The organism is Ligilactobacillus sp. LYQ60, from assembly GCF_045033015.1.
In the GTDB taxonomy this organism is placed as follows: Bacteria; Bacillota; Bacilli; order Lactobacillales; family Lactobacillaceae; genus Ligilactobacillus.
Map to the genome: position 1 here is coordinate 31890 of NZ_JBJFZV010000008.1, position 23164 is coordinate 55053.

A 23164-nucleotide genomic window follows, 5' to 3' on the forward strand; every position below is an offset into this window, starting at 1 on the left:
ACCCGTTCATTTACTAATTCATTTTTAAAATCCGCTTATCCACCACTTCAAGGCGCTGATCAAGTGTGTACACAATTGGTTCACCGTTGTATACTTCCACGCCGTCGATCCCGGTGTCACTAATGTGTTCAATGTGCTTTAACAGCGCCCGTAACGAACTCCCGTGAGCCACAACGAGCTGGTTTCCCCCCTGCAAAAGCCGAGGCGCAATCATATCGTCCCAGTACGGGAGCAACCGCTGCGTTGCCATCTCCAAACTTTCCGCCAAAGGAAGAACCGAGCGCGGATAACGTTGGTACCGCCGATCCTCAGTGTCAGGGGCGGTTAGTTTCGGCGGAACTTCATAGAAAGAACGCCGCCAAAGAGCAACCTGTTCTTTCCCGTAAATTTTTCGGGTATCGTCCTTATTTAACCCCCGAAGTGCGCCGTAGTGCCGTTCATTTAACCGCCACGTCTTATACAGGGGTAACCACAATTGCCCGCATTCCTCACACACGAGGTTGGCCGTCTTAATTGCCCGAACCAACACCGAGGTATGCACGGCACTAAACTGCAGCTTAGCCTGTCGCAAGCGGCGTCCAGCCGCTTTAGCCTGCGCAACGCCCCGGGCAGTCAACGGCACGTCCGACCACCCCGTGTACGTATTCTCCTTATTGGCGACACTCTCCCCGTGCCGTACCAAAACCAGCTTTACCATGACGCTCCTCTTTTCCGTAGTTATCTATTTTAATGATACCGCAGGCGTCAGGTAATCAGCAATCAAACACCCTCTACTCGAGTTTTCGTTCTTTACTCCGGTTACCAATAAACGTAATAACGGAACCAAGCAAAATTACGATGATTCCCATAATCGTTTCACCGGTAATAACTTCGTGCAAAATAATCAGCGCAAGGACTGGAGCTAGTGCTGGTTTGATAAAAAACACCAACGATGCCGTGGAAACGTCCGACCATCCCATTGCCAAAAAGTAGAGTGCAAAGCCTCCACCAGTAACCCCAATTCCAATGTAAGCCAGTAATGGCAAGGTATGCCACGAAATTCCCCGAATCAATGGGAGCCGGATAAACTCGTGGAGTGCTCCCACATGAGCCATCCCGGCGACAACGGGCGCCCAGTGGGTCAACACCATTAGAATAAAAAGTTCCGCCGTCCCCGTCAGGAAGGTAAAGCAGGTCATAACAATTCCGCTTAGTTCCCGTTTAGTCGACCCGTACCGGGAAACAATTGAATACAGCCCGAACGTCACCGCCGAAAGCAGTGCTAGGATAATTCCCCCGGATAACCGGAGCCGGAACGGATTAACAATGATAAACAATCCCCCAAGGGAAATAACTACGGCCAAAAAGTTAGCCCGCCCCATCCGCTCATGCAACAAAAGAAAGGCAAAAATGAGCGCAAAAACCGGATTACAACTAAAGAGCACCGCTACGGTAGCTGCCGGGGCGTTTTGGACCGCCAGCTGGAAAAGGGTCATGCTAACAATCACGCACACAAACCCCGTCAGGGCAAATAACCCCCAGTCTTTGAGGTGCAACTGCCGGTGTTGCTTATGTAATTCAGGCAATGCTAGTGGGACTAATACAAGCCCGCCGATAAAGAACCGCAATAGATTCAGCTGGATGGCGTTAAACGCTGCTCCCGCAATCTTCAAGCTGATTTCCATGGAACTAAACAAAAACGTCGCTACTAAAATACTAAAGTACGTTCGCTTCACTTTTCTCTCTCCATTACCATTTAGTTATATTACGATAAGTATAGCACGAAAAATTATTAATCAACGACGCTTTTCGGTTAATCCGCAAAAAGAGTACGAAGACTGCAACCTCAGCCACAGTCTCCATACTCTTTTTGCATAATCGGTTTCCAAACGAACGGGCTAAATACAAGTCGGCCGCCGCCAAGCCGGTCCCGTACGCTTCGCCGGTTTACTGGCTTGGCCCCGCTCATTTTATCGGTTTACCCCTTTTTCAAAAAACTATTCGTTCCCGGATAAATCCGTTTTAATCTTCGTTGTTGAAATATCCTGCGTGCGCGGCAGGTAAATTACCTCGCAATAATCCTTAAGGAAGTCAAACTTTCCCTGCCAGTCGTCCCCCATCACAAACGTGTCGATATGGTAACGCTGAACATCTACAACCTTCTGGTCCCACGACCGCTCCGGAATGACCCGGTCAACGTAGCGAATCGCCTTGAGGATGTATTTCCGATCAGCGTAGCTCATATAGGCGTGTTTTCCCTTAATTCGGTTGAACTCATCGGTCGAAAGTCCCACTGTTAATTCATCGCCAAGGGCTGCCGCTCGTTCGAGAAGACGGACATGACCGCGATGTAACAGGTCAAACGTCCCGTACGTTAATACCCGTTTCACGGGCGCTCATCCCCTTTCTCCTCGTCATAACGCAGCTGGTAAATGTGGTAGCAGTACTGCACAACCACCTTTAACACGGCATAAAATGGAATGCCTAAGATCATCCCCGGCAAGCCCGCAATATTACCGGCTACCAACAACAGCACAATGATCGTAAGCGGGTGAATGGCCAGTGTTTTCCCAATGACATTCGGGTAAATCAGGTTCCCGTCGACCTGCTGCACCACGATACAAACGATAATCACCAGGACCGCTGTCTTAAACGAATGCGTCAACGCCAGAATTAATGCTGGAACCAATCCAATGTACGGACCAATGTACGGAATAATGTTGGTAAAGCCAGCGAAAATTCCAACTAACAGGCCATACGGCACCCCTACCAGGCTGTAGCCCAACGCTGAAAACGTCCCGACAAACGTACACTCAATTACCTGCCCAAGGATGTAGTGGGAAATCGTTTGTCCCATCTGCAATAACAGGTTTTCAACACTAGCCGCGTGCCGCTTGGGGACCATCCGCTTAACGGCTGGCATCAGACGGTACCCGTCCTTTAACATGTAAAACAACATAAATGGCACCGTAATAATCGTTACCGTGATGTTGGTAATCGCACTAATCAGGGATCCAAAGCTACTGGTCAACGACGTCATGAAGCGCCGCACCAGGGCGGTAGTGTTAGTCCCCAGGTGCTTAGTAACCTGCTGCACATCTACGTGGTGAAGCCATTCACGGTGGTGCGGGTCGCTCAAAAACGTATTAATCCCACGCTGAGTAAGCGCAATGATATGCGGTAATTTTCCGATTAACTGTTCTACCTGCGAAATTACCCGGGGTAACAGGTATGATGCCCCCAACGCAATTAAGCTGATTAAAACCACAAACACGATGGCTACTGCCAGCGTCCGGGTAATTCGCCACCGCCGATAATGCACCTTTACGAGAAGGTTTACCAACGGATTTAGTAGGTAAAACAGGAAGCCCGCAATAATTAAGGGCACGGCTAAAGTCGAGATAAACGTTCCGACCGGCCGAAAAACAAAGCTAATCTTCGTGCATACCCATACCAGGGTCGCCACAATAAGCAACTCTAAAGACCAGAAAATAATGCGGCGCTGGTCCTCCTGTCGTTTATTCATAATATTGCCTCCTTACTGAACAGCACGGGAGCGTGACCCAACGTCATGCTCCCGTGCATTGTTATAAACCGGTCTGCTACTGCCGGCGTGACAACTCAAGGTACCGGTTGTACCAAATCTCAACGTATTCCTTAGAAAAAGGTCCCCGCCCGCGGTCAATCCAGTCGACCAGGGTCAGGACGTTGTGCTTAAGAATCTTATCGGTTTCCGCCGAATAGTGCCACTTAGCGCCGTGGGCTTCGTACTCGTCCACGTCCAGCAACCGGCGTTCGCCGTTCGGAAAGACCTTTACGTCCAAGTCATAGTCGATGTACTTGAGGGCTTCCCGGTCAAGTACTGCCGGTGATGCTAGGTTACAGTAGTACGAAATCCCGTTATCCCGGATCATCGTAACGATGTTGAACCAGTAGTGTTTATGGAAGTATACCAATGCCGGCTCGCGGGTCACCCACCGGCGCCCATCGTCTTCGGTCACCAGCGTGTGGTCGTTGCAGCCAATAATGGCATTTTCACTTGTTTTAAGAACCAGTGTGTCGCGCCATGTCCGGTGTAAGCTCCCGTCGTGTTTATAACTCTTAATGGTTATGAAGTCGCCTTCTCTGGGTCCATTTGAATGACGCATCTGCTCAACCCTGCTTTCTACACGGTATTCTCCACCGATATCATTCTGTATTATACCAAATAATCGCCGGAAAACCATTCCCGTTTCTTAAAATCACCGCAAGCTAAGCTTCACCACCGCCTCACAGCGCGCGGTTTGCGGAAACATGTCAACGGACTGGATATACTCAACGCGGTACGCCCTGGTTAGCGCCACGAGGTCCCGGGCAAGGGTTGCCGGGTTACATGAAACGTAAACCATCTTGGGGGGACGGGCCCGGAGAACCGTTTCAATCAGGTGAGCGTCCAACCCCGTCCGCGGGGGATCTACGACCAGGGCATCCGGGGCAAATCCCGCCCGCGCCCACTGCGCAAAAAGATCCTCGGCCTTCCCCACTTCATAGTGAGCGTGACGCCGGCCAGACCGGCGAGCATTCTCATTAGCGTCCGCAATTGCAGCGGGAATGACGTCCATTCCCCGCACCTCCTGGGTGGGACCAGCTACAAAGAGACTAATGGTTCCCACCCCGCAATATGCGTCACACAACACTTCACCGGGTTGCAACGCCAATGCCTTACCGACTTCAGAGTACAACTTGAGCGTTTGGTGCGGGTTTAACTGGAAAAACGCCCGCGCGGAAAGGTCAAACGTCACGTCTCCCAACCGTTCCGTAATTGTTGGTTTCCCGGCAATCAGCATCGTTTGTGCTCCCCACACCAAGGACGTTTTCTCCGGGTTAACGTTATGCATAACGGATACCACCTGCGGGCAGCGCTGCATGGTCATCTGAGCCAGGGCCGCCGCCTGGGGAAGCGCCCGGGTGCGGGTGATTATAACTACCTGCATCTCGTGGGTAGCAAACGCCTCGCGGACAACGATTGTCCGGACCACCCCCGTATGCTGGCGCTCATCATACGGCGCAATTCCCAACTCTTCAATAGCCGCTAATACGGTGCGCATCACCTTCATTGTGGCTGGGGTTTGGGTACTAAACGTTGGCAGGTCAACTAGCCGGTGACTTCCACGCTGGTACAATCCCGCAATCAGCTTCCCGTTCGGCCCCCGCCGTACCTGAAACTGGGCTTTATTCCGGTACGCATACGGGGTTGTCATCCCGATGGTTGCTCGGACATCGTAGGTAGCATACCCGGTTGGTTTAAACTTGGCCAACGCCTGCTTGATTAAATCGCGTTTAAACCTAAGTTGTGCCGGGTATGCCAGGTGTTCTAATTCAATGCCCCCGACCGGATACGAATCTCTGGGGGTTACCCGGTCGTTACTGGAACGCTTAATTTCCACCACACGGCCCTCTAAGTACCGCGGGTGAATGGCCGTGAGCGCCACCACAACCTGCTCTCCCGGGAGGGCTCCCGGAACAAAGCAAATCTTTCGTTTGTAATAGGCAATTCCCTCACCATTAATTCCCAGGCGTTTAATTGTCAAGAGCACCCGCTGCCCCCGCCGTACCCGTACGTTTTGTCCCATGTAATTCTCCCCACTTCATTCGTTGCTTTTCCCATTATACACCCGTAAAACTAGGTACTTTCCCACACTTCTTCTATAATGAAGCTAGGAAGGAAGGTCAGTGTATGAAAACCATCACCGCAATTGAAGCCCAAAAACACCACGCCCACCGGTTTAACGTCTACCTGAACGGGGAATATGCGTTTCCGGTAAGCGAACAAGTCCTGGTAGACTTTACGCTGCATAAGGGCCAAGAACTCGATACCACTCAAATCGAACAAATTACTGCGGCAGACACTACATCCCGTGCCTATTCCCAGGCACTTGACTACCTGAGTCACCAACTGCGGACAACCCAAGAGGTCCAGACCGCTCTGCGCAAACGGGCGGTTCCGCCCGAAATAATTGAGACGGTATGTGCCCGTCTCAAGGACCAGCACCTCCTTGATGACCAAGAATACGCCAACAGCTACGTTCGGACGGTTGCCCGGACCGAATTAAAGGGTCCCCGAATTATCCGGCAAAAATTACGCCAACGCGGGATTACCGCTACTGAAATTGACCAAGCACTCCTCCAATTTCCGCCAAAACAACGGGTCGCTAACGCCTACACACTAGCCCAAAAACTCACCCGCCGGTACCACAACAAACCCATCCGCTTGCGGCAAACCAAAGTCAACCAGGGATTAATGACGGCGGGGTTTGAGCGTGACACCATTACCCAAACGCTCGCCCAGTTTTCCCCGGAAGTTGACGAAGAACATGAAGCAGTACTCCTCCAAGCAGCCGCCGCAAAGGTTTGGCGGCGGTACGACCGCTTTAACCAGCACACCCGCATGCAAAAAGCCAAGCAAGCACTTTACCGTCAGGGGTTCCCGCTTGATGAAAGCACCTTTGCCCTAGAAGACCTGGCCGCAAAAGAAGAGGAATAAAAGAGCATCTTTTAAATAACCTAAACCACAGTAAAAAGCGTGATGCAAGGACAAGTTGGGGGATCCATTCCTCTTAGTTCACCCAACTTGTTACTTTCATCACGCTGATTTTTGTTCTACTCCGCCTTTTTACCTATTATTAATTAACAGTTTTGCTTTCACGGTCCCCGTTATAAATCGTGTTCGGAACAATAACGTAATCCACCTGCCGAAGGGCACTTAGATCCCGCCCACCAGCGTACGAGATGGCTGATTGCAAGTCCTCCTCCATCGCTGTCAGGGTTGCTTCAAGCGATCCCCGAAACGGTACAAGCAATTGTTTTCCCTCGACGTGATGGCGGTTACCCTTTTGGCGCGCAGAAGCCGATCCCCAGTACCGCTTGTACTTTTGACCATCAATGGTCACAACCTCTCCGGGTGACTCGACATGGCCGGCCAATAATGAGCCGACCATTACCATAGTGGCACCAAACCGAAGGGCCTTGGCAATGTCCCCATTAGTCCTAATTCCCCCATCAGCAATAATTGGTTTCGTGGCCACAGTAGCACATGCCTGAAGCGCTGCTAACTGCCAGCCTGCCGTTCCAAACCCCGTTTTTAGCTTGGTAATGCACGCCCGCCCAGGGCCAATCCCGACTTTCGTCGCATCTGCTCCCGCAGCTTCTAAATCACGAACGGCGTCCGGCGTAGCAACATTACCGACAATCAAAAACGTTGCTGGTAGCTGGCGCTTAACGTACCGAATCATCGCCATTACGTAATCAGAGTGCCCGTGGGCAACATCAATCGTAATGTATTCAGGAATGGTGTTCGTCGTTCGCAATTCATCAATGAATTCCCGCTCCTGGTCCTTAATTCCAATTGAAATTGAAGCATACCGGTTATTTGCATGCATTTCCTGAACAAACGCTAACCGCTGATCCGGTTCAAACCGGTGCATTACATAGAAGTAATCATGATCTGCCAGCCATGTTGCAATTTCAGGGGTAATCACACTGGCCATGTTCGCCGGCACAACGGGGAGCCGAAAGCGACGCTCACCAAAGATCACGTGGGGATCCGCCTCACTCCGACTCTTAATAACACATTTCTTCGGGACGAGCTGAACGTTATCAAAATCAAAGGCTTTCATCTAACCATTCCCTTCTGGAATTATCATTCCAACCAGGCATTACTGTATATTATCCGAATATTTCTGTCAATACAACGCGCATAATTAATGAAATAGTTCGCATATACCGAACAATATTCAAATAATAATTGACATATTGCGCTCTCCAACGTTAAAATTGACCCTGTTAATCATTTTTTGGTGCTGATATAATCACTAGAATACGGCTAGTAAGTTTCTACCCGGAACCGTAAATTCCGGACTATGAGCATGTCTTTTTGACATTTATCCGGAAAAGCCGCATCCTTTTACCCAGTGTTTTATCACACCGCGAAAGGAAAAAGCTGATGCGCAAACTAATTACCCACATTCAACAAGAAGGCGTTGTGGTCAACGACAACGTCCTGAAAGTCAATTCATTTCTTAATCACCAAATCGATCCGCAGCTAATGCAAGAGATTGGAAATGCCTTTCACGCTAAATTTGCCGACCGTCCCATCACCAAAATTCTGACAATCGAAGCGTCAGGAATTGCGCCGGCCCTAATGACTGGGTTGGCGTTCAAGGCGCCCGTCGTTTTCGCTAGGAAATCAAAGAGTGCCACCCTCGCTAACGGAAACTACACTGCTAGCGTCGTTTCCTACACCAAGCACACCACAAACCAAGTCCTCGTTGACCGACAGTTTCTCACGGCAAACGATCACGTTTTAATCATTGATGATTTCTTGGCCAACGGGGCCGCAGCGCACGGCCTCATTGAGATTTGTAATCAAGCCCACTGCCACCTTGATGGCATTGGAATTGTCATTGAAAAGGCCTTCCAACCAGGAGGAAAAACACTTAGGACAGAGGGCTACCCGCTCAAATCACTTGTCCGGATTAAATCACTTGCGAACCACCACGTAACGTTTATGGAGGATTAACACTATGAAACAATTAACTCATGAAGTTTCCCACCACAAAGCATTCGTCCTTGGAATTCAACACTTACTGGCAATGTATTCCGGTGCAGTAGCTGTTCCCTTACTAATCGGAACCGCGCTGCACTTCAACAGCACCCAAATGACCTACCTCGTTTCAATTGATATTTTCATGTGTGGGCTGGCAACGATCCTCCAGCTCATCCGGAACCGGTACTTTGGAATCGGTCTTCCCGTCATTTTAGGCTGTGCAATCCAGGCAGTTGCTCCCCTCAAAATGATTGGAAAAACATACTCCATCGGTACGATGTACGGTTCTATTATTATTGCTGGAATTTTCGTCTTCCTAATTGCTGGGATCTTTGCAAAAATTCGCCGGTTCTTTCCCCCGGTCGTAACCGGAAGCTTAATCACCGTAATCGGACTTACGTTGATTCCAATTGCAGTTCAAAACCTCGGCGGGGGAACGGCAACCAGTTCTTCCTTCGGAAGTTTACGTACGTTACTTGTTGGTGGCATTACGATTCTAATCATTCTTGGAATTCAGTTCTGGGGCAAAGGTTTCATCCGGTCAATCGCGGTCTTGATTGGCCTGATTGGGGGAACCCTAATTGCAGGAATGATGGGAATGGTATCCCTTAAACCAGTTGCACAGGCTGCTTGGTTCCATTTCCCCCAGCCCTTTTTCTTCGGCGCCCCACGCTTTGCCCTATCACCAAGTCTAACAATGATTATTATTGCCCTGGTTTCCATGGTTGAATCCACAGGAGTATTCTTCGCCCTTGGGAACCTCCTCCACCGCGAAACAACCGCTGCCGACCTTAAACGCGGTTACCGGGCAGAAGGGTTAGCGGTAATTCTCGGGGGAATTTTTAACACGTTCCCGTACACAACGTTCTCCCAGAATGTCGGGCTCTTAGAATTATCGGGGATCCGAACCAAACGTCCCATCTACTGGGCGGCAACCCTTTTAATGGTAATGGGACTATTACCCAAGATTGGCGCGTTAGCAACAATTATCCCCACGCCAGTCCTCGGGGGCGCAATGCTTGTTATGTTTGCAATGATTAGTGTTCAGGGAATCCGAATGCTCGGAAACGTTGACTTCACCGATGAACGAAACCCGTTAATTGTTGCTATTTCTATTGGTGCGGGACTAGGCGTTGCGGTTTACCCCAACATCTTTCAGGCGTTCCCGCCCGCCCTTCAGCTCTTCTTGGGAAACGGAATTGTTGTGGCTAGCATTTGCGCCGTGGGGTTAAACGCACTGTTGCATCATAAGGAAATTACAACCGCAACGAATGATTCCCATTAGTTCGTAATTCCTTAAAAAAATAAACCCGCAGAAACCATTTTCCTTAATGACTTCTGCGGGTTATTTATAACTAAATTATACTGCCCATTTTCTTCACTATTTACTGAACATTTCCTTCCCGCACCTTTTCTGCGTAAGCGGTCAGCTTCCGCAGACGGTGGTTCACCCCCGACTTTGAGATACCACCAGGAATGAGCGCACCGAGTTCCTTTAAACTAGCTTCCGGGTTGGCCAACCGTACCTCAGCTACTTCGCGGAGCTTAGGCGGAAGCTGGTTTAACCCCACCGTCCGCTCAAGGAATTTAATGTTATCAATCTGTTGATTAGCCGCGTCCGCTACCTTATTGAGATTAGCCGTCTCACAGTTAACGATCCGGTTTACCGAATTCCGCATGTCACGGACAATCCGGATGTCTTCAAACTTCAGCATGGCAGTCGTCGCTCCGATGAGCGACAGGAAGTCGGCAATTTTTTCCGCTTCCTTGAGGTACGTGATGTAGCCGCTCCGCCGCTCGGTCTTCCGCGCGTTTAACCCGTAGTGGTTAATCAACGCACAGATAGTATCGTTATGTTCGGCGTACAGGGAATAGATTTCCAGGTGATAGCGGCTCGTTTCAGGATTGTTAACCGAACCCCCCGCCAAAAACGCCCCCCGCAGGTACGAGCGCACCGCCGCATCGGTCGGTAAGTTTTGCGGGTCCACCGTTGGTTTGAGCTGAAACCCATCAAGAATATCAAGATCGCGTAACAGCTGTTCACTCCCGGTCTTGAGGCGTACAATGTACAGGTTATTTTTCTTAAGCTTCATCTTCCGCCGCACCAGCAGTTCAGCTTCAACCTGGTAGAACCGCTTAAGGAGCTGGTAGATTCGCCGGGCAATCGCGGGATTTTCCGTTTGCACGTTAAGCACAAAGTGGTGGTTAACCAACTCAAGGGCCCCGTTCATCCGAATTAAGGCCATCAGTTCCGCCTTTGCGTTAGCTGCAACGTGTACGTCCAGCATCGTGAGTTCCTTTTTTACCTGGCTTGCGTATGAGGCCACACCGACCCCTCCCTTACCTTAATTGTATTCGTTCGCATCCCACGACCGGGGCCGCCCCATTAACTTGGTGAGTTCCGCTACGACCTTTGACCCGTTATGAAACACCCCGTGATCACGGAGCCGCAGGAAATTATCGGAGATTACCCGGCACCCCTGCGCCCGGAGGCCCCCAAAATCGTACCGTACTTGATCGAGGTACTCGTCGTACCGCTGCCGGTCCATGTAATCAGCGGGAACCTGTTCATTATTAACCAGCACCGTATCAATGTAGTGCCCGCCCAAATGGTCGTTCAGCACCCGCACGTGGTCGGCATCGGTGAAATGCTCAGTCTCGCCCTTCTGCGTCATGATGTTGCAGATGTACACCACTTCAGCGGGGGTTTGTTGGAGCGCCACGCGCACGTTTTCAATCATCAAGTTGGGCAAAATGCTGGTAAACAGGCTTCCTGGCCCTAATACAATTTGGTCAGCATGCATAATCGCCGCGATCACCTCAGGAACGGCAGCGGGTTTACTCCCATCAAGGGTTGTCACCCACACCCGCTTAATCGTCTTTTCGATTCCGGAAATCTCAGATTCCCCGGCCAGGGTGGTCCCGTCCGCAAACTCGGCGTTGAGGACGAGAGGCGTATTAGCGACCGGATAAACGTGACCGTCAACCCGCATGAGTTCCGCTAATTTCTGAACGGTCGCAAAGATGTCGTCCCCCATCATCTCAGTCATCGCCGCAATGATGAGGTTCCCCATCGCGTGACCCGCAAAGAAGTGGTCGTCAGACCGGAAACGATACTGAAAAACTTCCTTTTCAAAGTCACTCAGCCGCGACAAGGCAACCAGGACATTGCGGATATCACCGGGTGGCACCACGTTCACGTAGTTCCGCAGAATTCCTGACGACCCCCCGTCATCAGCAACCGTCACGACGGCCGTAATGTCCGCCCCGGAAGCACGCAGGTTATTTAAAATCACGGGCAACCCCGTTCCCCCGCCAATCACGACAACGCGGGGCTTTCTTCCATGAACTGTGAGTTTCATGAGCGGTTCACGGTCTCCTTTCTCCGTTGACTATCCCGGTGAAAAAGCCGGACTGGGTACTGGCCATCCTGCTTGAGGTCCGCTGCCAACCGCCGGGCAATTGCCACGGACCGGTGCTGGCCACCAGTACACCCAATCGCAATCGTCAGACTCGTTTTCCCCTCATCAATGTACCCCGGCAACGCGCAGCGCAACGTTTTCAGGTAATTCTGGTAAAATTCCTCGGTTCGCGGAGAATTCATAACGTAGTCGTACACGTCCTTATCCATCCCCGTTTTTTCCTTTAACTCTGGAACGTAGTACGGGTTAGGTAAAAAGCGGACATCCATCACCACGTCCGCATCAATCGGAAGCCCGTACTTAAAACCAAACGAAATGACCTGGACGTGAAACGGCTCACTGTCCGCGGTGGCAAACCTCTGGAAGATTTTTTCCCGCAATTGCCGCGGGCTAATCGTTGACGTGTCGATTACGACCGACGCCCGCGCCCGCATTTCTGCCAGCATCGCCCGTTCCTTTTTAATTCCGTCCAGTATCCGGCCGCCCATCGCAAGCGGGTGGGACCGGCGGGTTTCCTTATAGCGGGCCACCAGTTCCTCGTCAGATGAATCCAGAAATACAATGCGGGGTTGGACCCCCCCTTGAGTATCCAGTTCCTGAAGGACGTTCACGATTTCCTTATAAAATTTAGGTGAGCGGGCGTCCATTACCAGCGCCACCCGCTTGTATTCCGCTGAGTTATGCAACAACTCCATCAGCTTCGGTAAGAGCAGTGGGGGCATGTTATCCACGCAGAAGTACCCGAGATCCTCGAAGCTTTGCATGGTCACGGTCTTCCCTGCACCGCTCATTCCAGTAATAATTACCAGGTCCATATCATTGGCCATCCCAGCAACCTCCTCTCTGGTTTACGGTTTCAAAGGAAATTATAGCATAGGACCTTTTACGGCTGTGCACCTTGTTCTAACCAGAATTTACCCGGGCTACCTCCCCGTAATTCTCCCTGACCGGTTTTCCCGCTCAGCGGCCCGCCTTAATTTATTTGCCTGGCGGGACGGCTCCGCACCTTGATGCACCTTGTCTTTTAAATACCGGCCCGTATAACTTTCCGGTACCCTACAAATTTCTTCCGGTGTTCCGGTGGCCACGACCGTTCCCCCACCGTCCCCGCCTTCAGGGCCGAGATCAATGATGTGGTCAGCCACCTTGATAACATCGAGGTTGTGCTCGATCACCGTAACGGTGTTGCCCTTATCAACCAACCGCTGCAGCACGCCCAACAGGCGGTTAATATCATCGGCGTGCAATCCCGTTGTGGGTTCGTCCAGAATGTAAAACGTCTTCCCGTTACTCTTCTTGTGCAACTCACTTGCCAACTTCATCCGCTGGGCTTCCCCGCCGGATAAGGTCGTTGCTGGCTGGCCAAGCTGGACGTACCCCAACCCAACATCGGCAATCGTCTGCAACTTCCGCCGAATCTTAGGGATGGCATCAAAGAATTCAAGCGCTTCATCAACCGTCATTGCCAGTACCTGGGCGATGTTTTTGCCCTTATACTCCACCTCAAGCGTCTCGGAGTTATACCGCGTGCCGTGACAGACCTCACACGGCACGTACACGTCCGGCAGGAAGTTCATCTCAATCTTAATAATGCCATCCCCGTGACACGCCTCACACCGGCCCCCCTTAACATTAAAGCTAAAGCGGCCCTTCCCGTACCCGCGCATCTTAGCGGCGTTAGTCGTCGCAAACAACCCGCGAATGTCATCAAACACCCCGGTATACGTGGCCGGGTTACTCCGCGGCGTCCGCCCAATCGGGGTTTGGTCAATATCAATGACCTTCTCGAGGTGCTCAACCCCCGTAATCTTCCGGTAGGCTCCTGGTTTAACCAAACTGTTATTTAACTTCTGCGCTAGTGCCCGCTTTAAAATCAGGTTAACCAGCGTGGATTTTCCGGAGCCCGATACACCCGTCACCGCGATAAACTTTCCGAGCGGAAACGCCACGTCAATCTGCTTAAGGTTATTCGCCGCCGCCCCGTAAACCGTAACGGCATGTCCGTTTCCTTCACGACGGGTTGCCGGTACCGGGATAACCTTCTTCCCGGACAAGTACTGCCCGGTGAGGGACTTCCGGCTCCGGGCCACCTGCTTGGGAGTCCCAGCTGCCATAACCTGTCCCCCATTAGCGCCCGCGCCGGGACCAATGTCAATCAGATAATCAGCCGCCCACATCGTTTCTTCGTCGTGCTCCACAACAATTAAGGTGTTCCCCAGATCACGCATCTGCTGGAGTGATCTGATTAACCGGCCGTTATCCCGCTGGTGAAGGCCAATTGACGGTTCGTCCAGAACATACATTACCCCGGACAGATTGGACCCAATCTGGGTTGCCAGCCGAATCCGCTGGGCCTCACCCCCAGAAAGCGTCCGCGCCGACCGGCTGAGTGTCAGGTAATCCAACCCGACGTTATTTAAAAACGTCAACCGATCGTTGATCTCCTTGAGAATCGGCCGGGCAATCTGTTCGGCCTGCGCATTAAAGGTCAACCCGCTAAAGAACTTCGCTGCGGCCACCACCGGTAGTTCCGTAGCCTCACCAATGTTTTTGCCGCCAACCTGCACGGCCAACGCCCGCTCGTTAAGCCGGTACCCGTGACACTGCTGACAGGGAAGTGTCGTCATGTACTTGCGCAACAGTTCGCGGGTGAAGTCGCTACCGCTACTATGGTAGCGCCGATCAACATTGGGGATAACCCCCTCAAACTGCATATCAAGGTCGCGGGCGCCGCCCATTTCACTTCCTTGGAACTGGAAGTGGAACTGCCGCTCCCCGGCCCCGTACAAAACGGTGTGCTGATCAGCTTTACTGAGCTTTTCAAACGGCACGTCTAGGGGAATGCCAAACTGCCGGCAGGCCTGCCGCAACATTGTCGGGTAGTACTGCGCCGTTGCAGAGTTCCACGGCGCTACCGCGCCTTCTTCAAGCGACAAGCGCTTATCTGGAACAACTAAATCAGGATCAACCTCAATCTTATGGCCTAACCCGTCACACGCCGGGCAAGCCCCGTACGGTGCGTTAAACGAAAACAAGCGCGGCTCAAGCTCCCCAATCGTAAACCCGCAGTATGGGCAGGCAAAATTTTCGGAAAACTGCAAAGGAGCACCACCGATCACGTCGACCGTCATAAACCCATGGGTTAGTTTGAGGGCCGCCTCCACTGAATCAAAGAGCCGGGAGCGGATCCCCGGTTTGACAATAATCCGGTCAACAATCACCGCAATGGCGTGCTTCTTATTCTTTTCAAGTGCCGGCACCTCATCCAGGTCGTAACGTTCCCCGTCGACCATTACCCGGACAAACCCGGCCCGGCGAATCTTAGCTAATACCTGCTTGTGTTGCCCCTTCTTGTCCCGCACCACCGGCGCCAACAGTTGGAGTTTGGTTCGCTCCGGTAACTGCAGAATTCGTTCAACCATCTGTTGGGGGGATTGCCGCGTAATCACGTGACCATCGTGCGGACAAACCGGCGTGCCGACCCGGGCCCATAATAACCGCAGGTAATCATTAATTTCCGTCACCGTGCCAACCGTTGAACGCGGATTATGGGACGTCGTTTTCTGATCAATGGAGATGGCTGGTGAGAGCCCGTCAATCGCATCCACGTCGGGTTTACTGGTCTGCCCCAAAAACTGGCGGGCGTACGCCGACAAACTTTCCACGTACCGACGGCGCCCCTCCGCATACAACGTGTCAAATGCCAGTGAACTCTTTCCGGAGCCGGATAATCCCGTTACCACCACTAACTTGTTCTTAGGAATCGTAACGTCAATGTTTTTCAAGTTATGTTCCCGCGCTCCGTGAATCACAATCTTATTCTGTCCCACACTTTCACCTTCCGTTTACTCACCAATCTGTAATTTCAATTCCATAATCGTATCCCGGAGCGTCGCGGCTTCCTCGTAGTTTAGTTCCTTGGCCGCCCGCTGCATCTGCTGCTTTAAGTTGTTAATCAACTCGTGCTGCTCGGCCCGGCTCATCTTGCTAAACTCAACCTCATTTTCGGGTTCATCCGTATTTTCCGGTGTCCCGTTCGTCACTGAAATAGCCGCGCTAATCTTCTTCTTAATCGTGTGCGGTGTAATGTGATGTTCCTGGTTATATTGCTGCTGGAGGGTCCGCCGCCGCTTCGTTTCATCAATGGCCGCCCGCATCGACGCCGTTACCTCGTCCGCGTACATGATGACGTGACCGTGCTCGTTTCGGGCCGCCCGCCCAATCGTCTGAATCAACGAGCGTTCGTTACGCAAAAAGCCTTCCTTGTCAGCGTCCAGGATAGCCACCAGGGAAACCTCCGGCACGTCAATCCCCTCCCGCAGGAGGTTAATTCCAACCAAGACATCAAACTTGCCGAGTCGCAGGTCGCGGATAATCTTCGTCCGCTCCAGCGTTTTAATATCCGAATGGAGGTACTTCACCTTAATTCCTAGGTCTTTAAGGTAATCCGTCAAATCCTCGGCCATCTTCTTAGTAAGGGTCGTGACAAACACGCGCTCGTTCAGGTCAACGCGCTTATTAATTTCCCCCACGAGGTTATCCATCTGGCCCATCACCGGCCGCACCTCAACCTTGGGGTCCAGTAACCCCGTTGGCCGAATAATCTGTTCGGCCACGTGGGTGGTTCGGTCTAGCTCGTACGGCCCGGGTGTTGCAGACATATAGATAATCTGGTGGACGTGCTGTTCAAACTCGTTAAGCTTCAGTGGCCGGTTATCTACCGCACTAGGTAAGCGGAACCCATAATCCACCAACACCTGCTTGCGCGCAAGGTCGCCGTTGTACATCCCGCGCACCTGCGGCATCGTCACGTGGGACTCGTCGACCACAATCAGAAAATCATCCGGGAAAAAGTCCAGCAACGTGTGCGGTGGTTGACCGTGTTTTCGGCCTTCCAATGGTGCTGAGTAGTTCTCAATCCCCGGACAGTACCCCATCTCGCGCAACATCTCAATATCATAGGTGGTCCGCTGCTTGAGTCGTTGGGCTTCCAGCAGTTTCCCCTCCTTTTCAAAGTAAGTCTCCCGCTCTTCGAGTTCCTGCTGGATAGCTTTGATACCCGCATCCAGGTGCACCCCATCAATCATGAAATGGGATGCCGGGAAGATGGCCACGTGATCGCGGTCACCAAACACCTCACCGGTCAGCGGATCAATTTCACGCATCCGGTCAATTTCGTCCCCGAAAAATTCAATCCGCAACGCCCGCTCATCATGGGACGCCGGGAATACCTCGACGACATCACCGTGTACCCGGAACCGCCCCCGTTGAAAGTCAATGTCGTTACGGTCGTACTGAATATCAACCAACGCACGTAACAAATCATCCCGCTCAAGTTGCTGCCCAACCCGCAGGGAAATCACGTGTTTCTGGTATTCCACCGGATCCCCCAACCCGAAGATGGAGGAGACCGATGCCACCACAATTACGTCGTTGCGCTCCAACAACGAACTCGTCGCAGAATGCCGGAGCTTATCAATCTCATCGTTAATGCTGGAATCCTTCTCAATGTACGTGTCACTGGACGGAACGTACGCTTCCGGTTGGTAAAAATCATAATAACTAACGAAGTATTCAACCGCATTGTGCGGAAAGAACTGCTTAAACTCGCTATACAACTGTCCGGCCAGCGTCTTATTATGGGCTAACACCAGCGTTGGCTTATTAGCCTGCGCAATCACATTAGAAATCGTGAAGGTCTTCCCCGTCCCGGTCGCCCCCAGAAGAATCTGTTCCTTCGTTCCGGCTTGAATTCCCGCTGTCAACTGCTGAATAGCCTGGGGTTGGTCCCCCGTCGGGCGGTACTTGGACACCAACTCAAACTGGCGGTCCGCCTGCCGTTCAATCATGCGCACTTCCCTCCATTCGTACTAACTTAAAGTAATTCTATTCTACCACGCCGAACATACTTTCGCATCACACCGACTACGCGAACCGCGCCCCGGATTACCACCTCCCCTTCTTTTTTTAACGAAATATTTTCTTCCCCGTCAAAAATTACCGGCTGCTTCGTTATTAAGAGTGTAAGCTTACAAAATAATCACCAGGAGGAAGCGCCATGAATAACGATCATTGGAATAAGCTCAGTATCCGGCTGGGATGCACCGTCAAGGACAGTGCCCGGTTACGCCAGCGGGCGTTTAACAACGTCAACCCCACGGCAACCGATCAGACCATTCAGCAGTTTGCTAAACTGATTAGTCAGCTAACCGATGAACCGGTTAAGACAATCATGTTGACAGGGAACCGCACGATTGCGGTTCAATAGTCACCATCGCACCACTGAAAGGGGGAATCTAAATGAAAGTACTGAACCTCACGTTCCGGGATAGCCAGGGAAAAACACGTCGCGTTCGGCTCACCAACGTCACCACCGCTCATGATAAGGATACCGTTCACCAGATCATGGACCAATTGAGCGGACTTAAACTTTTTGTTGCTGCGGATGGCAGTGAACTGCTGGCACACCCAGTGGCCGCAGAGTACGTCGATACGACGGCTGCATCACTCTTCAAGGAAGAGAAAGCAGCACCAGTGACACACTAAGCACACTGGTTACCGAACAAATGGGGATGGTTACAACCATCCCCATTTTATTTTGAAAAAATTATATTCTGTTTCTTAATTACGCCCAGTGTGCCCGGCTCCTGGCCCCCAAACCCTTTACGTCTCATTCCGCAGCCGCATCATCCGTGCCCATAACTGTCGACGCCACCGGTAAACCGTACCGGGGGCCACCCCGGCCTCGCAGGCAATCTCCCTAACCGATAAATTACGGGTCAAACGTCCGATTAAAAAGATGCGCTCTCCGGTAGAAGCCTCCTGTAAAACCTGGTTAAGAAGCTGCTGAGCTTCAATTGTTTCAGCCGGTAGAAAATGAGTTACCAGGTGCGCGCTGCCCCCCCCCCTACTGCGGCGGGGATTAGACCGTAATTGACGGTTTTTTGGTGACGCCGTTCCCGCCGGAGATAATCGATTAATCCCCACCGGATGCGCTGGCTGGCATACATAATAATCTGGTGTTCGTCTTGAGCGGTAAACCGGGCGCAATAGTCGGCGTAGGCCGCCGCGAAAAGCAACTGCCCCTCCACGAAAAGATCTTCATAAAGCGGACTCCCCGGAGTAAGGTGAAGCCGGTGCAAGGCTGCATGGATAACCCGTTCCCGCGACGAAGACAATACGTATTCAAAATGGACTGGTTTCATTGGCTCCTCCTTGGGTTACCGAACAAAACCAGTCTATCAATTCAAATAATTTATGCGAGGTCAAATTGAACATAAAATGTGAAATTTAGATTCCTCGGTAAAAAATGATGCAATCCTATTTTAATATCCTATCCCAGCACTTTCGTCCATATCCAATGCCACGCATTCCCCGATTAATTGCTCTACGTGATTAACTGGATTTCCAACTGATATTTTTGTGTGACCATTTTAGTAAAATCATCCTTATTGAAAAACGGCATCTCATCCCCCATCTATCTTATGGGATACAAGAATGCGCCGTAATCGTAATGACCCTTTTCCCCAGATATAGTACCTTCTGGCATGATTGATACAATTATTAATTTTGAATTGTTTTTTGAAAATTTTGTTTTCACAACCGAGCCAATCGGTAACATGAAAACATCCCTTTTTATATATTTACCTTACATAACGAATACGTACATAAAGACCCTCTAGTATAAGGTATAACAGCATAGTATTCACATATACAATCATAAAAATCATCATAACATCATCTAATTGCAAATATGGATATTGGCCCCAATGAATTGTAGATAGTAGTACTAAATCCAACGGAATATATCCTAAAACAAACAGTAAACAATATTTAACATGAGAATTAATAACTTCCTCGTTTGGTTCAACTTTCTCGAACTGAGTTGCATCGTTCCGTCGATTAGCCTCGTAACCTAGTAAACCAATAATAATTGCAATCAACCACATCCACCAATGAAACGTTAGATGAAATCCACTTAACCAGTTAGTAAACGAATTAAAAAACGGAAGAGTACACATTACTCCCATTACAAAAGTAACTCCACGATTTGAAATGAAATCGTGTTTTAGCCGTACAAAGCAATGTTCTTGTTTGTCATAGCAAATTAATGTTTTATGTCCTTTACCATCATGATGTTCCTCATGTGCTTTCAGAAAACCATAGCGTAAAATTCGCGGCCTATCGTAGTTTCCCCTCTTCAAAACCTTTCACCCCACGTATCTATCTATTACCTTATTAATTTTGTCATCTAGTTTACTTGAAATATATATTCTAGCAATCGTTTCAACCGGGCCAAGAAATTCATCGAATGCTGAGAAAAAAGAATCAACTCCAAAATCAATTGCACCATCCACCACAGTCTTTAATGCAGTTAGTTCAAGAGATTTTCGTAATCCTTCACTTTTGTGGACTTCCTCAGCAAATAATAACGTTATTCCTGTCCTTTTTAGAGCATATTTGCCACTATCTTCCATATCCGACTGGTAAAACACTATTCCTCACGTTCCTTTGCAGTTAAATGGGGAATCTTAATCTCTCTCTTATTAATTTGACCGACCACATACTCATCAAATTTACGCCATTGGTCGTCTTCATAGCCCTTATAGATTACTTCAGTAACGTCAGCGTCATTGAAAAACGCCATCTTATCCCCCATTTGTCCTATGGGATACAAAAATGCACCGTAATCGTAATAACCTTTCTCACCAGATATAGTACTTTCTGGCATGATTGATACAATTATTAGTTTTGAATCATTCTTTGAAAACTTTGTTTTTACAATTAAACCAATCGGTAACATGAAAACAACTCTTCCTTTAATCTCTGTTATCTTTTATTATTCTTTATTGACTTTTTTATACTCGGCCAAGTTACGTACTTCAAATGAACGTATAGTCCTTCAATAACCAAACACACATACCCAATGGTAAAAAAGGTCATTGCAAAAGAAATAACCATATCACCAAAATCAAAGTTCGGATAATCACTGAGAACAAACCACGCAATAAAAGCATCAAAAAGAAGCAGGCACACAAATAACAAAATATAATTAGTATTAGAGTCAATTACTTCATCAGTTACCTCAACGTCTTCAAAAGTTTTTGCGTCGTTCCGGCGTTCAAACTCGTAATTAATCATGCCAATAACGACCGCAATCACCCAAAACCACCAATGAAATTTAAACTGAAACTTTTCCGTCCACTTTAAAAAAGGTGCAACAAATGGATATAACAGTACCAGTCCAACTATATACGAACTTCCATTCCACGAAACAAAGTCATGTTTTAAACGAACAAATTTCTTCTTCTGTTTGTCAAAGCAAATTAGTGTGCTATGACCTTTCTTATCATCGTGATTTTCATGTGCTTTTAAGAAACCGTATCGTAAAAAACGTGGCTTATCAAAGTTACCCCTTCGTATCACAACGACGGCCTCCTTTAACCAATAATTCTACCTACGCAATTTCGTTTTCACTACTGTTCCAATTGGCAACAAAATTCTCACCCCTTATTAAATTTTATACTTATGAGGTCGCACATATTTTATCCAAACATATCCCATTTCAATATATGTCAGAACAAACACAGCCGTTATAAAAATGGCAAAATAAACCAATAGACACGTACCCAAACATTTTTTTAAAAAATAAAGAGCAATTATTAACACATCGATAGCAACAAGCAATCCTATTGCTCTAATCAAAGTTTTATTAGCATCCTTCACGATTTTTTCAGAGGAAATATTTTCAAAATCATTAGGATTATTCTGATGTTTAAAGTGAAATGCACATATTCCCATAAGTCCTACAACTACTCCTATTAGCCAATGGATACGCATTGGAATATCGGAAATATGATCAAACGAGCCTAAAAGAAATGTTACTAATAGCGCAGCAACAACAACATCCTCAGTCCTTTGCCCTTTAAAATTATTCTTTCTTTTCACAAACTTATGCTCTTTTAAATCAAAAGACACTAACGTACGTTCATTTTTCTTAGAACCACGCCGTGTAATCTCTCCCCATTTAACGAAACGAACCTTATACATATCCCATTATCTCCCATCTATTGCATGATTAAATTTCTTATCAACCCATGAATCTATATATTTATTGGTCTCATAACTAACTGCAGCACCAGCTGCTATACCAACAGGACCATCAAAAACCTGTTTTTCTCCCTCTCTAATGGCCGCACCTATTACACTTCTTCCAGAATCTCACTCCTGCTCATATCCAGATACAATTCCAACCTCACCAAACAATACCGTTCCCAAGTCGTTTACGATACCTGTTAATTTATGATTAATATCCGTCTTCAATTGCACTCCATACGCTCATTTGTTCCTCCTACATTAAATAATTGAGCTGCACTCGATATTGTTGACATCCAACTCACATTGCTTTGATCTGTAGTATTTCCCAGCGCTTGTTCTGCGGTGCTGTTTAGCTCCCCCACCCGTCGGTTTAACTTCCAACATGATTCAGTAACGTACCTAACCAACATCATGAAAAGCACCAATAATCTCACTTTCCGACAAATCGGGTGCTACCATTTAAGCTGAAGATTTCGCGTTCTTATACTGTAACGGTAACGATTCCTCTAGTGACTAATACAGTGGCGCCCTCTACAGCAACTTCCATGGAAATAGTTACTTCAGCAGCACTTTTATTAAATTCAGACGGACTACCGTCAACTTGTGTTAAAATTACCAATTTGTTAACTTGTCTAAATCGGCCGACTCACTTAAATCGAAATCTGCTAAATAGGGCTTACCGTTCTTAAAAGTAACAGACGCTTCCACTCCTATTTTTAATTTTTTATTGTTGTTTACATATCCTTTAATTTCAACAAAATGCATTGGAGTCATATATGTTTTTCCATATTCAATTGTTACAGTCTTAATAACGGAGCTTTTGTCTTGTTCGTGAATACATTGCTTAATTTTTGGTTCTTCTTCCTTCACCAAACTAGCCAACTCTTCATGCTGCTTAATTTTTTCTTCGTGCTGCACAATAATTCCCCTGGTAATTTTTATCCCTAACACCAGCCCTAAGACTACTAACACTGTCACTGTTATCGTGTTCCAATTAATTTTCTTTTTCATTTTGATTTCCTGTTTCTTATTTTATTTGTTCATCCGTTGCGTTCATCTTTCATGTTAGGTTTAACAGATT

The 23164-nt window shown here is 49.0% G+C and carries 25 protein-coding genes and 1 riboswitch; of the genes, 5 read left to right on the forward strand and 20 right to left on the reverse strand.

Features of this window, described 5'->3' with window-relative positions:
• Positions 1-13: 13 nt before the first annotated feature.
• The 7 genes from ACI3EZ_RS06820 to rlmD all read right to left on the reverse strand — a co-directional run bounded on the left by ACI3EZ_RS06820 (position 14) and on the right by rlmD (position 5591).
• Positions 14-697 carry a 2,3-bisphosphoglycerate-dependent phosphoglycerate mutase gene (locus tag ACI3EZ_RS06820; protein WP_405024426.1) on the reverse strand — a complete coding sequence of 228 codons (684 nt, stop codon included), beginning with the start codon at positions 695-697 and terminating at the stop codon, positions 14-16.
• A 73-nt stretch (positions 698-770) separates the two neighbouring features.
• On the reverse strand, positions 771-1715 hold the full coding sequence (locus ACI3EZ_RS06825) for a DMT family transporter (protein ID WP_405024425.1): 945 nt from the start codon (positions 1713-1715) through the stop codon (positions 771-773).
• Positions 1716-1825: 110 nt separating this feature from the next.
• A complete protein-coding gene (locus tag ACI3EZ_RS06830) occupies positions 1826-1948 on the reverse strand; it encodes a hypothetical protein (protein WP_405024424.1) in 123 nt (40 codons plus the stop codon).
• Positions 1949-1976: 28 nt separating this feature from the next.
• A complete protein-coding gene (tagD, locus tag ACI3EZ_RS06835) occupies positions 1977-2369 on the reverse strand; it encodes a glycerol-3-phosphate cytidylyltransferase (protein WP_405025930.1) in 393 nt (130 codons plus the stop codon).
• Entirely contained in the window at positions 2366-3505 is a 1140-nt protein-coding gene (locus tag ACI3EZ_RS06840; RefSeq protein ID WP_405024422.1) for an AI-2E family transporter, read from the reverse strand. The genes tagD and ACI3EZ_RS06840 overlap by 4 nt, the downstream gene beginning before the upstream one ends.
• Positions 3506-3581: 76 nt before the next feature.
• Entirely contained in the window at positions 3582-4127 is a 546-nt protein-coding gene (locus tag ACI3EZ_RS06845) for a DUF402 domain-containing protein (protein WP_283582187.1), read from the reverse strand.
• A gap of 93 nt (positions 4128-4220) precedes the next feature.
• A complete protein-coding gene (rlmD, locus tag ACI3EZ_RS06850; protein ID WP_405025931.1) occupies positions 4221-5591 on the reverse strand; it encodes a 23S rRNA (uracil(1939)-C(5))-methyltransferase RlmD in 1371 nt (456 codons plus the stop codon).
• A gap of 104 nt (positions 5592-5695) precedes the next feature.
• Between rlmD and recX the strand changes: the two genes are divergently transcribed.
• Entirely contained in the window at positions 5696-6502 is an 807-nt protein-coding gene (recX, locus tag ACI3EZ_RS06855; RefSeq protein WP_405025932.1) for a recombination regulator RecX, read from the forward strand.
• Between the two features lie 139 nt (positions 6503-6641).
• On the opposite strand, the gene ACI3EZ_RS06860 is transcribed toward recX, so the two are convergent.
• A complete protein-coding gene (locus tag ACI3EZ_RS06860) occupies positions 6642-7634 on the reverse strand; it encodes a GMP reductase (protein ID WP_405024419.1) in 993 nt (330 codons plus the stop codon).
• Positions 7635-7798: 164 nt separating this feature from the next.
• A riboswitch (purine riboswitch) is annotated at positions 7799-7898 on the forward strand.
• A 62-nt stretch (positions 7899-7960) separates the two neighbouring features.
• Here ACI3EZ_RS06860 and ACI3EZ_RS06865 point away from each other — a divergent pair.
• Entirely contained in the window at positions 7961-8536 is a 576-nt protein-coding gene (locus ACI3EZ_RS06865) for a xanthine phosphoribosyltransferase (RefSeq protein WP_405024418.1), read from the forward strand.
• A 4-nt stretch (positions 8537-8540) separates the two neighbouring features.
• Positions 8541-9848, forward strand: coding sequence for a nucleobase:cation symporter-2 family protein (locus ACI3EZ_RS06870; protein WP_405025933.1), 1308 nt, complete (start codon positions 8541-8543; stop codon positions 9846-9848).
• Between the two features lie 100 nt (positions 9849-9948).
• On the opposite strand, the gene whiA is transcribed toward ACI3EZ_RS06870, so the two are convergent.
• From whiA to uvrB, 5 genes are all read right to left on the reverse strand, one after another.
• The gene (gene whiA, locus ACI3EZ_RS06875; RefSeq protein ID WP_405024416.1) at positions 9949-10890 is read right to left on the reverse strand and encodes a DNA-binding protein WhiA; all 942 of its coding nucleotides are present in this window, start codon (positions 10888-10890) and stop codon (positions 9949-9951) included.
• A gap of 18 nt (positions 10891-10908) precedes the next feature.
• A complete protein-coding gene (yvcK, locus tag ACI3EZ_RS06880) occupies positions 10909-11925 on the reverse strand; it encodes a uridine diphosphate-N-acetylglucosamine-binding protein YvcK (protein ID WP_405024415.1) in 1017 nt (338 codons plus the stop codon).
• A complete protein-coding gene (rapZ, locus tag ACI3EZ_RS06885; protein WP_405024414.1) occupies positions 11922-12812 on the reverse strand; it encodes an RNase adapter RapZ in 891 nt (296 codons plus the stop codon). The genes yvcK and rapZ overlap by 4 nt, the downstream gene beginning before the upstream one ends.
• Positions 12813-12908: 96 nt before the next feature.
• A complete protein-coding gene (gene uvrA / locus ACI3EZ_RS06890) occupies positions 12909-15815 on the reverse strand; it encodes an excinuclease ABC subunit UvrA (protein ID WP_405025934.1) in 2907 nt (968 codons plus the stop codon).
• A gap of 15 nt (positions 15816-15830) precedes the next feature.
• Positions 15831-17834: an excinuclease ABC subunit UvrB gene (gene uvrB / locus ACI3EZ_RS06895; protein ID WP_405025935.1), complete on the reverse strand. Its 2004-nt coding sequence runs from the start codon at positions 17832-17834 to the stop codon at positions 15831-15833.
• Positions 17835-18043: 209 nt separating this feature from the next.
• On the opposite strand from uvrB, the gene ACI3EZ_RS06900 reads away from it, so the two are divergent.
• The gene (locus ACI3EZ_RS06900; RefSeq protein ID WP_405024411.1) at positions 18044-18253 is read left to right on the forward strand and encodes a DUF1659 domain-containing protein; all 210 of its coding nucleotides are present in this window, start codon (positions 18044-18046) and stop codon (positions 18251-18253) included.
• Between the two features lie 32 nt (positions 18254-18285).
• Positions 18286-18531 carry a DUF2922 domain-containing protein gene (locus tag ACI3EZ_RS06905; protein WP_405025936.1) on the forward strand — a complete coding sequence of 82 codons (246 nt, stop codon included), beginning with the start codon at positions 18286-18288 and terminating at the stop codon, positions 18529-18531.
• 335 nt (positions 18532-18866) lie between these two features.
• On the opposite strand, the gene ACI3EZ_RS06910 is transcribed toward ACI3EZ_RS06905, so the two are convergent.
• The 7 genes from ACI3EZ_RS06910 to ACI3EZ_RS06940 all read right to left on the reverse strand — a co-directional run bounded on the left by ACI3EZ_RS06910 (position 18867) and on the right by ACI3EZ_RS06940 (position 23094).
• Positions 18867-19190: a hypothetical protein gene (locus ACI3EZ_RS06910; protein WP_405025937.1), complete on the reverse strand. Its 324-nt coding sequence runs from the start codon at positions 19188-19190 to the stop codon at positions 18867-18869.
• Positions 19191-19462: 272 nt separating this feature from the next.
• On the reverse strand, positions 19463-19606 hold the full coding sequence (locus ACI3EZ_RS06915) for a DUF4176 domain-containing protein (protein ID WP_405025938.1): 144 nt from the start codon (positions 19604-19606) through the stop codon (positions 19463-19465).
• Between the two features lie 589 nt (positions 19607-20195).
• Positions 20196-20480 carry a hypothetical protein gene (locus tag ACI3EZ_RS06920; RefSeq protein ID WP_405025939.1) on the reverse strand — a complete coding sequence of 95 codons (285 nt, stop codon included), beginning with the start codon at positions 20478-20480 and terminating at the stop codon, positions 20196-20198.
• On the reverse strand, positions 20480-20788 hold the full coding sequence (locus ACI3EZ_RS06925) for a DUF4176 domain-containing protein (RefSeq protein WP_405025940.1): 309 nt from the start codon (positions 20786-20788) through the stop codon (positions 20480-20482). Before ACI3EZ_RS06925 ends, ACI3EZ_RS06920 begins: the two co-directional genes overlap by 1 nt.
• A gap of 26 nt (positions 20789-20814) precedes the next feature.
• Positions 20815-21411, reverse strand: a complete 597-nt coding sequence (locus ACI3EZ_RS06930; RefSeq protein ID WP_405025941.1) for a hypothetical protein — start codon at positions 21409-21411, stop codon at positions 20815-20817.
• A gap of 87 nt (positions 21412-21498) precedes the next feature.
• Positions 21499-22035: a hypothetical protein gene (locus tag ACI3EZ_RS06935; protein ID WP_405024373.1), complete on the reverse strand. Its 537-nt coding sequence runs from the start codon at positions 22033-22035 to the stop codon at positions 21499-21501.
• 660 nt (positions 22036-22695) lie between these two features.
• On the reverse strand, positions 22696-23094 hold the full coding sequence (locus ACI3EZ_RS06940) for a hypothetical protein (protein ID WP_405025942.1): 399 nt from the start codon (positions 23092-23094) through the stop codon (positions 22696-22698).
• Between the last annotated feature and the right edge of the window lie 70 nt (positions 23095-23164).

Excerpts from the sequence above, each read along its gene's own strand:
- rlmD (WP_405025931.1), bottom strand. The coding sequence starts at position 5,591 with ATGGGACAAAACGTACGGGTACGGCGGGGGCAGCGGGTGCTCTTGACA.
- ACI3EZ_RS06910 (WP_405025937.1), bottom strand. The coding sequence starts at position 19,190 with ATGAAACCAGTCCATTTTGAATACGTATTGTCTTCGTCGCGGGAACGG.
- ACI3EZ_RS06905 (WP_405025936.1), top strand. The coding sequence starts at position 18,286 with ATGAAAGTACTGAACCTCACGTTCCGGGATAGCCAGGGAAAAACACGT.
- ACI3EZ_RS06820 (WP_405024426.1), bottom strand. The coding sequence starts at position 697 with ATGGTAAAGCTGGTTTTGGTACGGCACGGGGAGAGTGTCGCCAATAAG.
- rapZ (WP_405024414.1), bottom strand. The coding sequence starts at position 12,812 with ATGGCCAATGATATGGACCTGGTAATTATTACTGGAATGAGCGGTGCA.
- ACI3EZ_RS06870 (WP_405025933.1), top strand. The coding sequence starts at position 8,541 with ATGAAACAATTAACTCATGAAGTTTCCCACCACAAAGCATTCGTCCTT.
- ACI3EZ_RS06940 (WP_405025942.1), bottom strand. The coding sequence starts at position 23,094 with ATGAAAAAGAAAATTAATTGGAACACGATAACAGTGACAGTGTTAGTA.
- ACI3EZ_RS06900 (WP_405024411.1), top strand. The coding sequence starts at position 18,044 with ATGAATAACGATCATTGGAATAAGCTCAGTATCCGGCTGGGATGCACC.
- ACI3EZ_RS06915 (WP_405025938.1), bottom strand. The coding sequence starts at position 19,606 with ATGTTACCGATTGGCTCGGTTGTGAAAACAAAATTTTCAAAAAACAAT.
- uvrB (WP_405025935.1), bottom strand. The coding sequence starts at position 17,834 with ATGATTGAACGGCAGGCGGACCGCCAGTTTGAGTTGGTGTCCAAGTAC.
- ACI3EZ_RS06935 (WP_405024373.1), bottom strand. The coding sequence starts at position 22,035 with ATGTATAAGGTTCGTTTCGTTAAATGGGGAGAGATTACACGGCGTGGT.
- yvcK (WP_405024415.1), bottom strand. The coding sequence starts at position 11,925 with ATGAAACTCACAGTTCATGGAAGAAAGCCCCGCGTTGTCGTGATTGGC.
- ACI3EZ_RS06845 (WP_283582187.1), bottom strand. The coding sequence starts at position 4,127 with ATGCGTCATTCAAATGGACCCAGAGAAGGCGACTTCATAACCATTAAG.
- ACI3EZ_RS06860 (WP_405024419.1), bottom strand. The coding sequence starts at position 7,634 with ATGAAAGCCTTTGATTTTGATAACGTTCAGCTCGTCCCGAAGAAATGT.
- ACI3EZ_RS06840 (WP_405024422.1), bottom strand. The coding sequence starts at position 3,505 with ATGAATAAACGACAGGAGGACCAGCGCCGCATTATTTTCTGGTCTTTA.
- ACI3EZ_RS06830 (WP_405024424.1), bottom strand. The coding sequence starts at position 1,948 with ATGAGCGGGGCCAAGCCAGTAAACCGGCGAAGCGTACGGGACCGGCTT.
- ACI3EZ_RS06925 (WP_405025940.1), bottom strand. The coding sequence starts at position 20,788 with ATGTTACCGATTGGTTTAATTGTAAAAACAAAGTTTTCAAAGAATGAT.
- recX (WP_405025932.1), top strand. The coding sequence starts at position 5,696 with ATGAAAACCATCACCGCAATTGAAGCCCAAAAACACCACGCCCACCGG.
- ACI3EZ_RS06865 (WP_405024418.1), top strand. The coding sequence starts at position 7,961 with ATGCGCAAACTAATTACCCACATTCAACAAGAAGGCGTTGTGGTCAAC.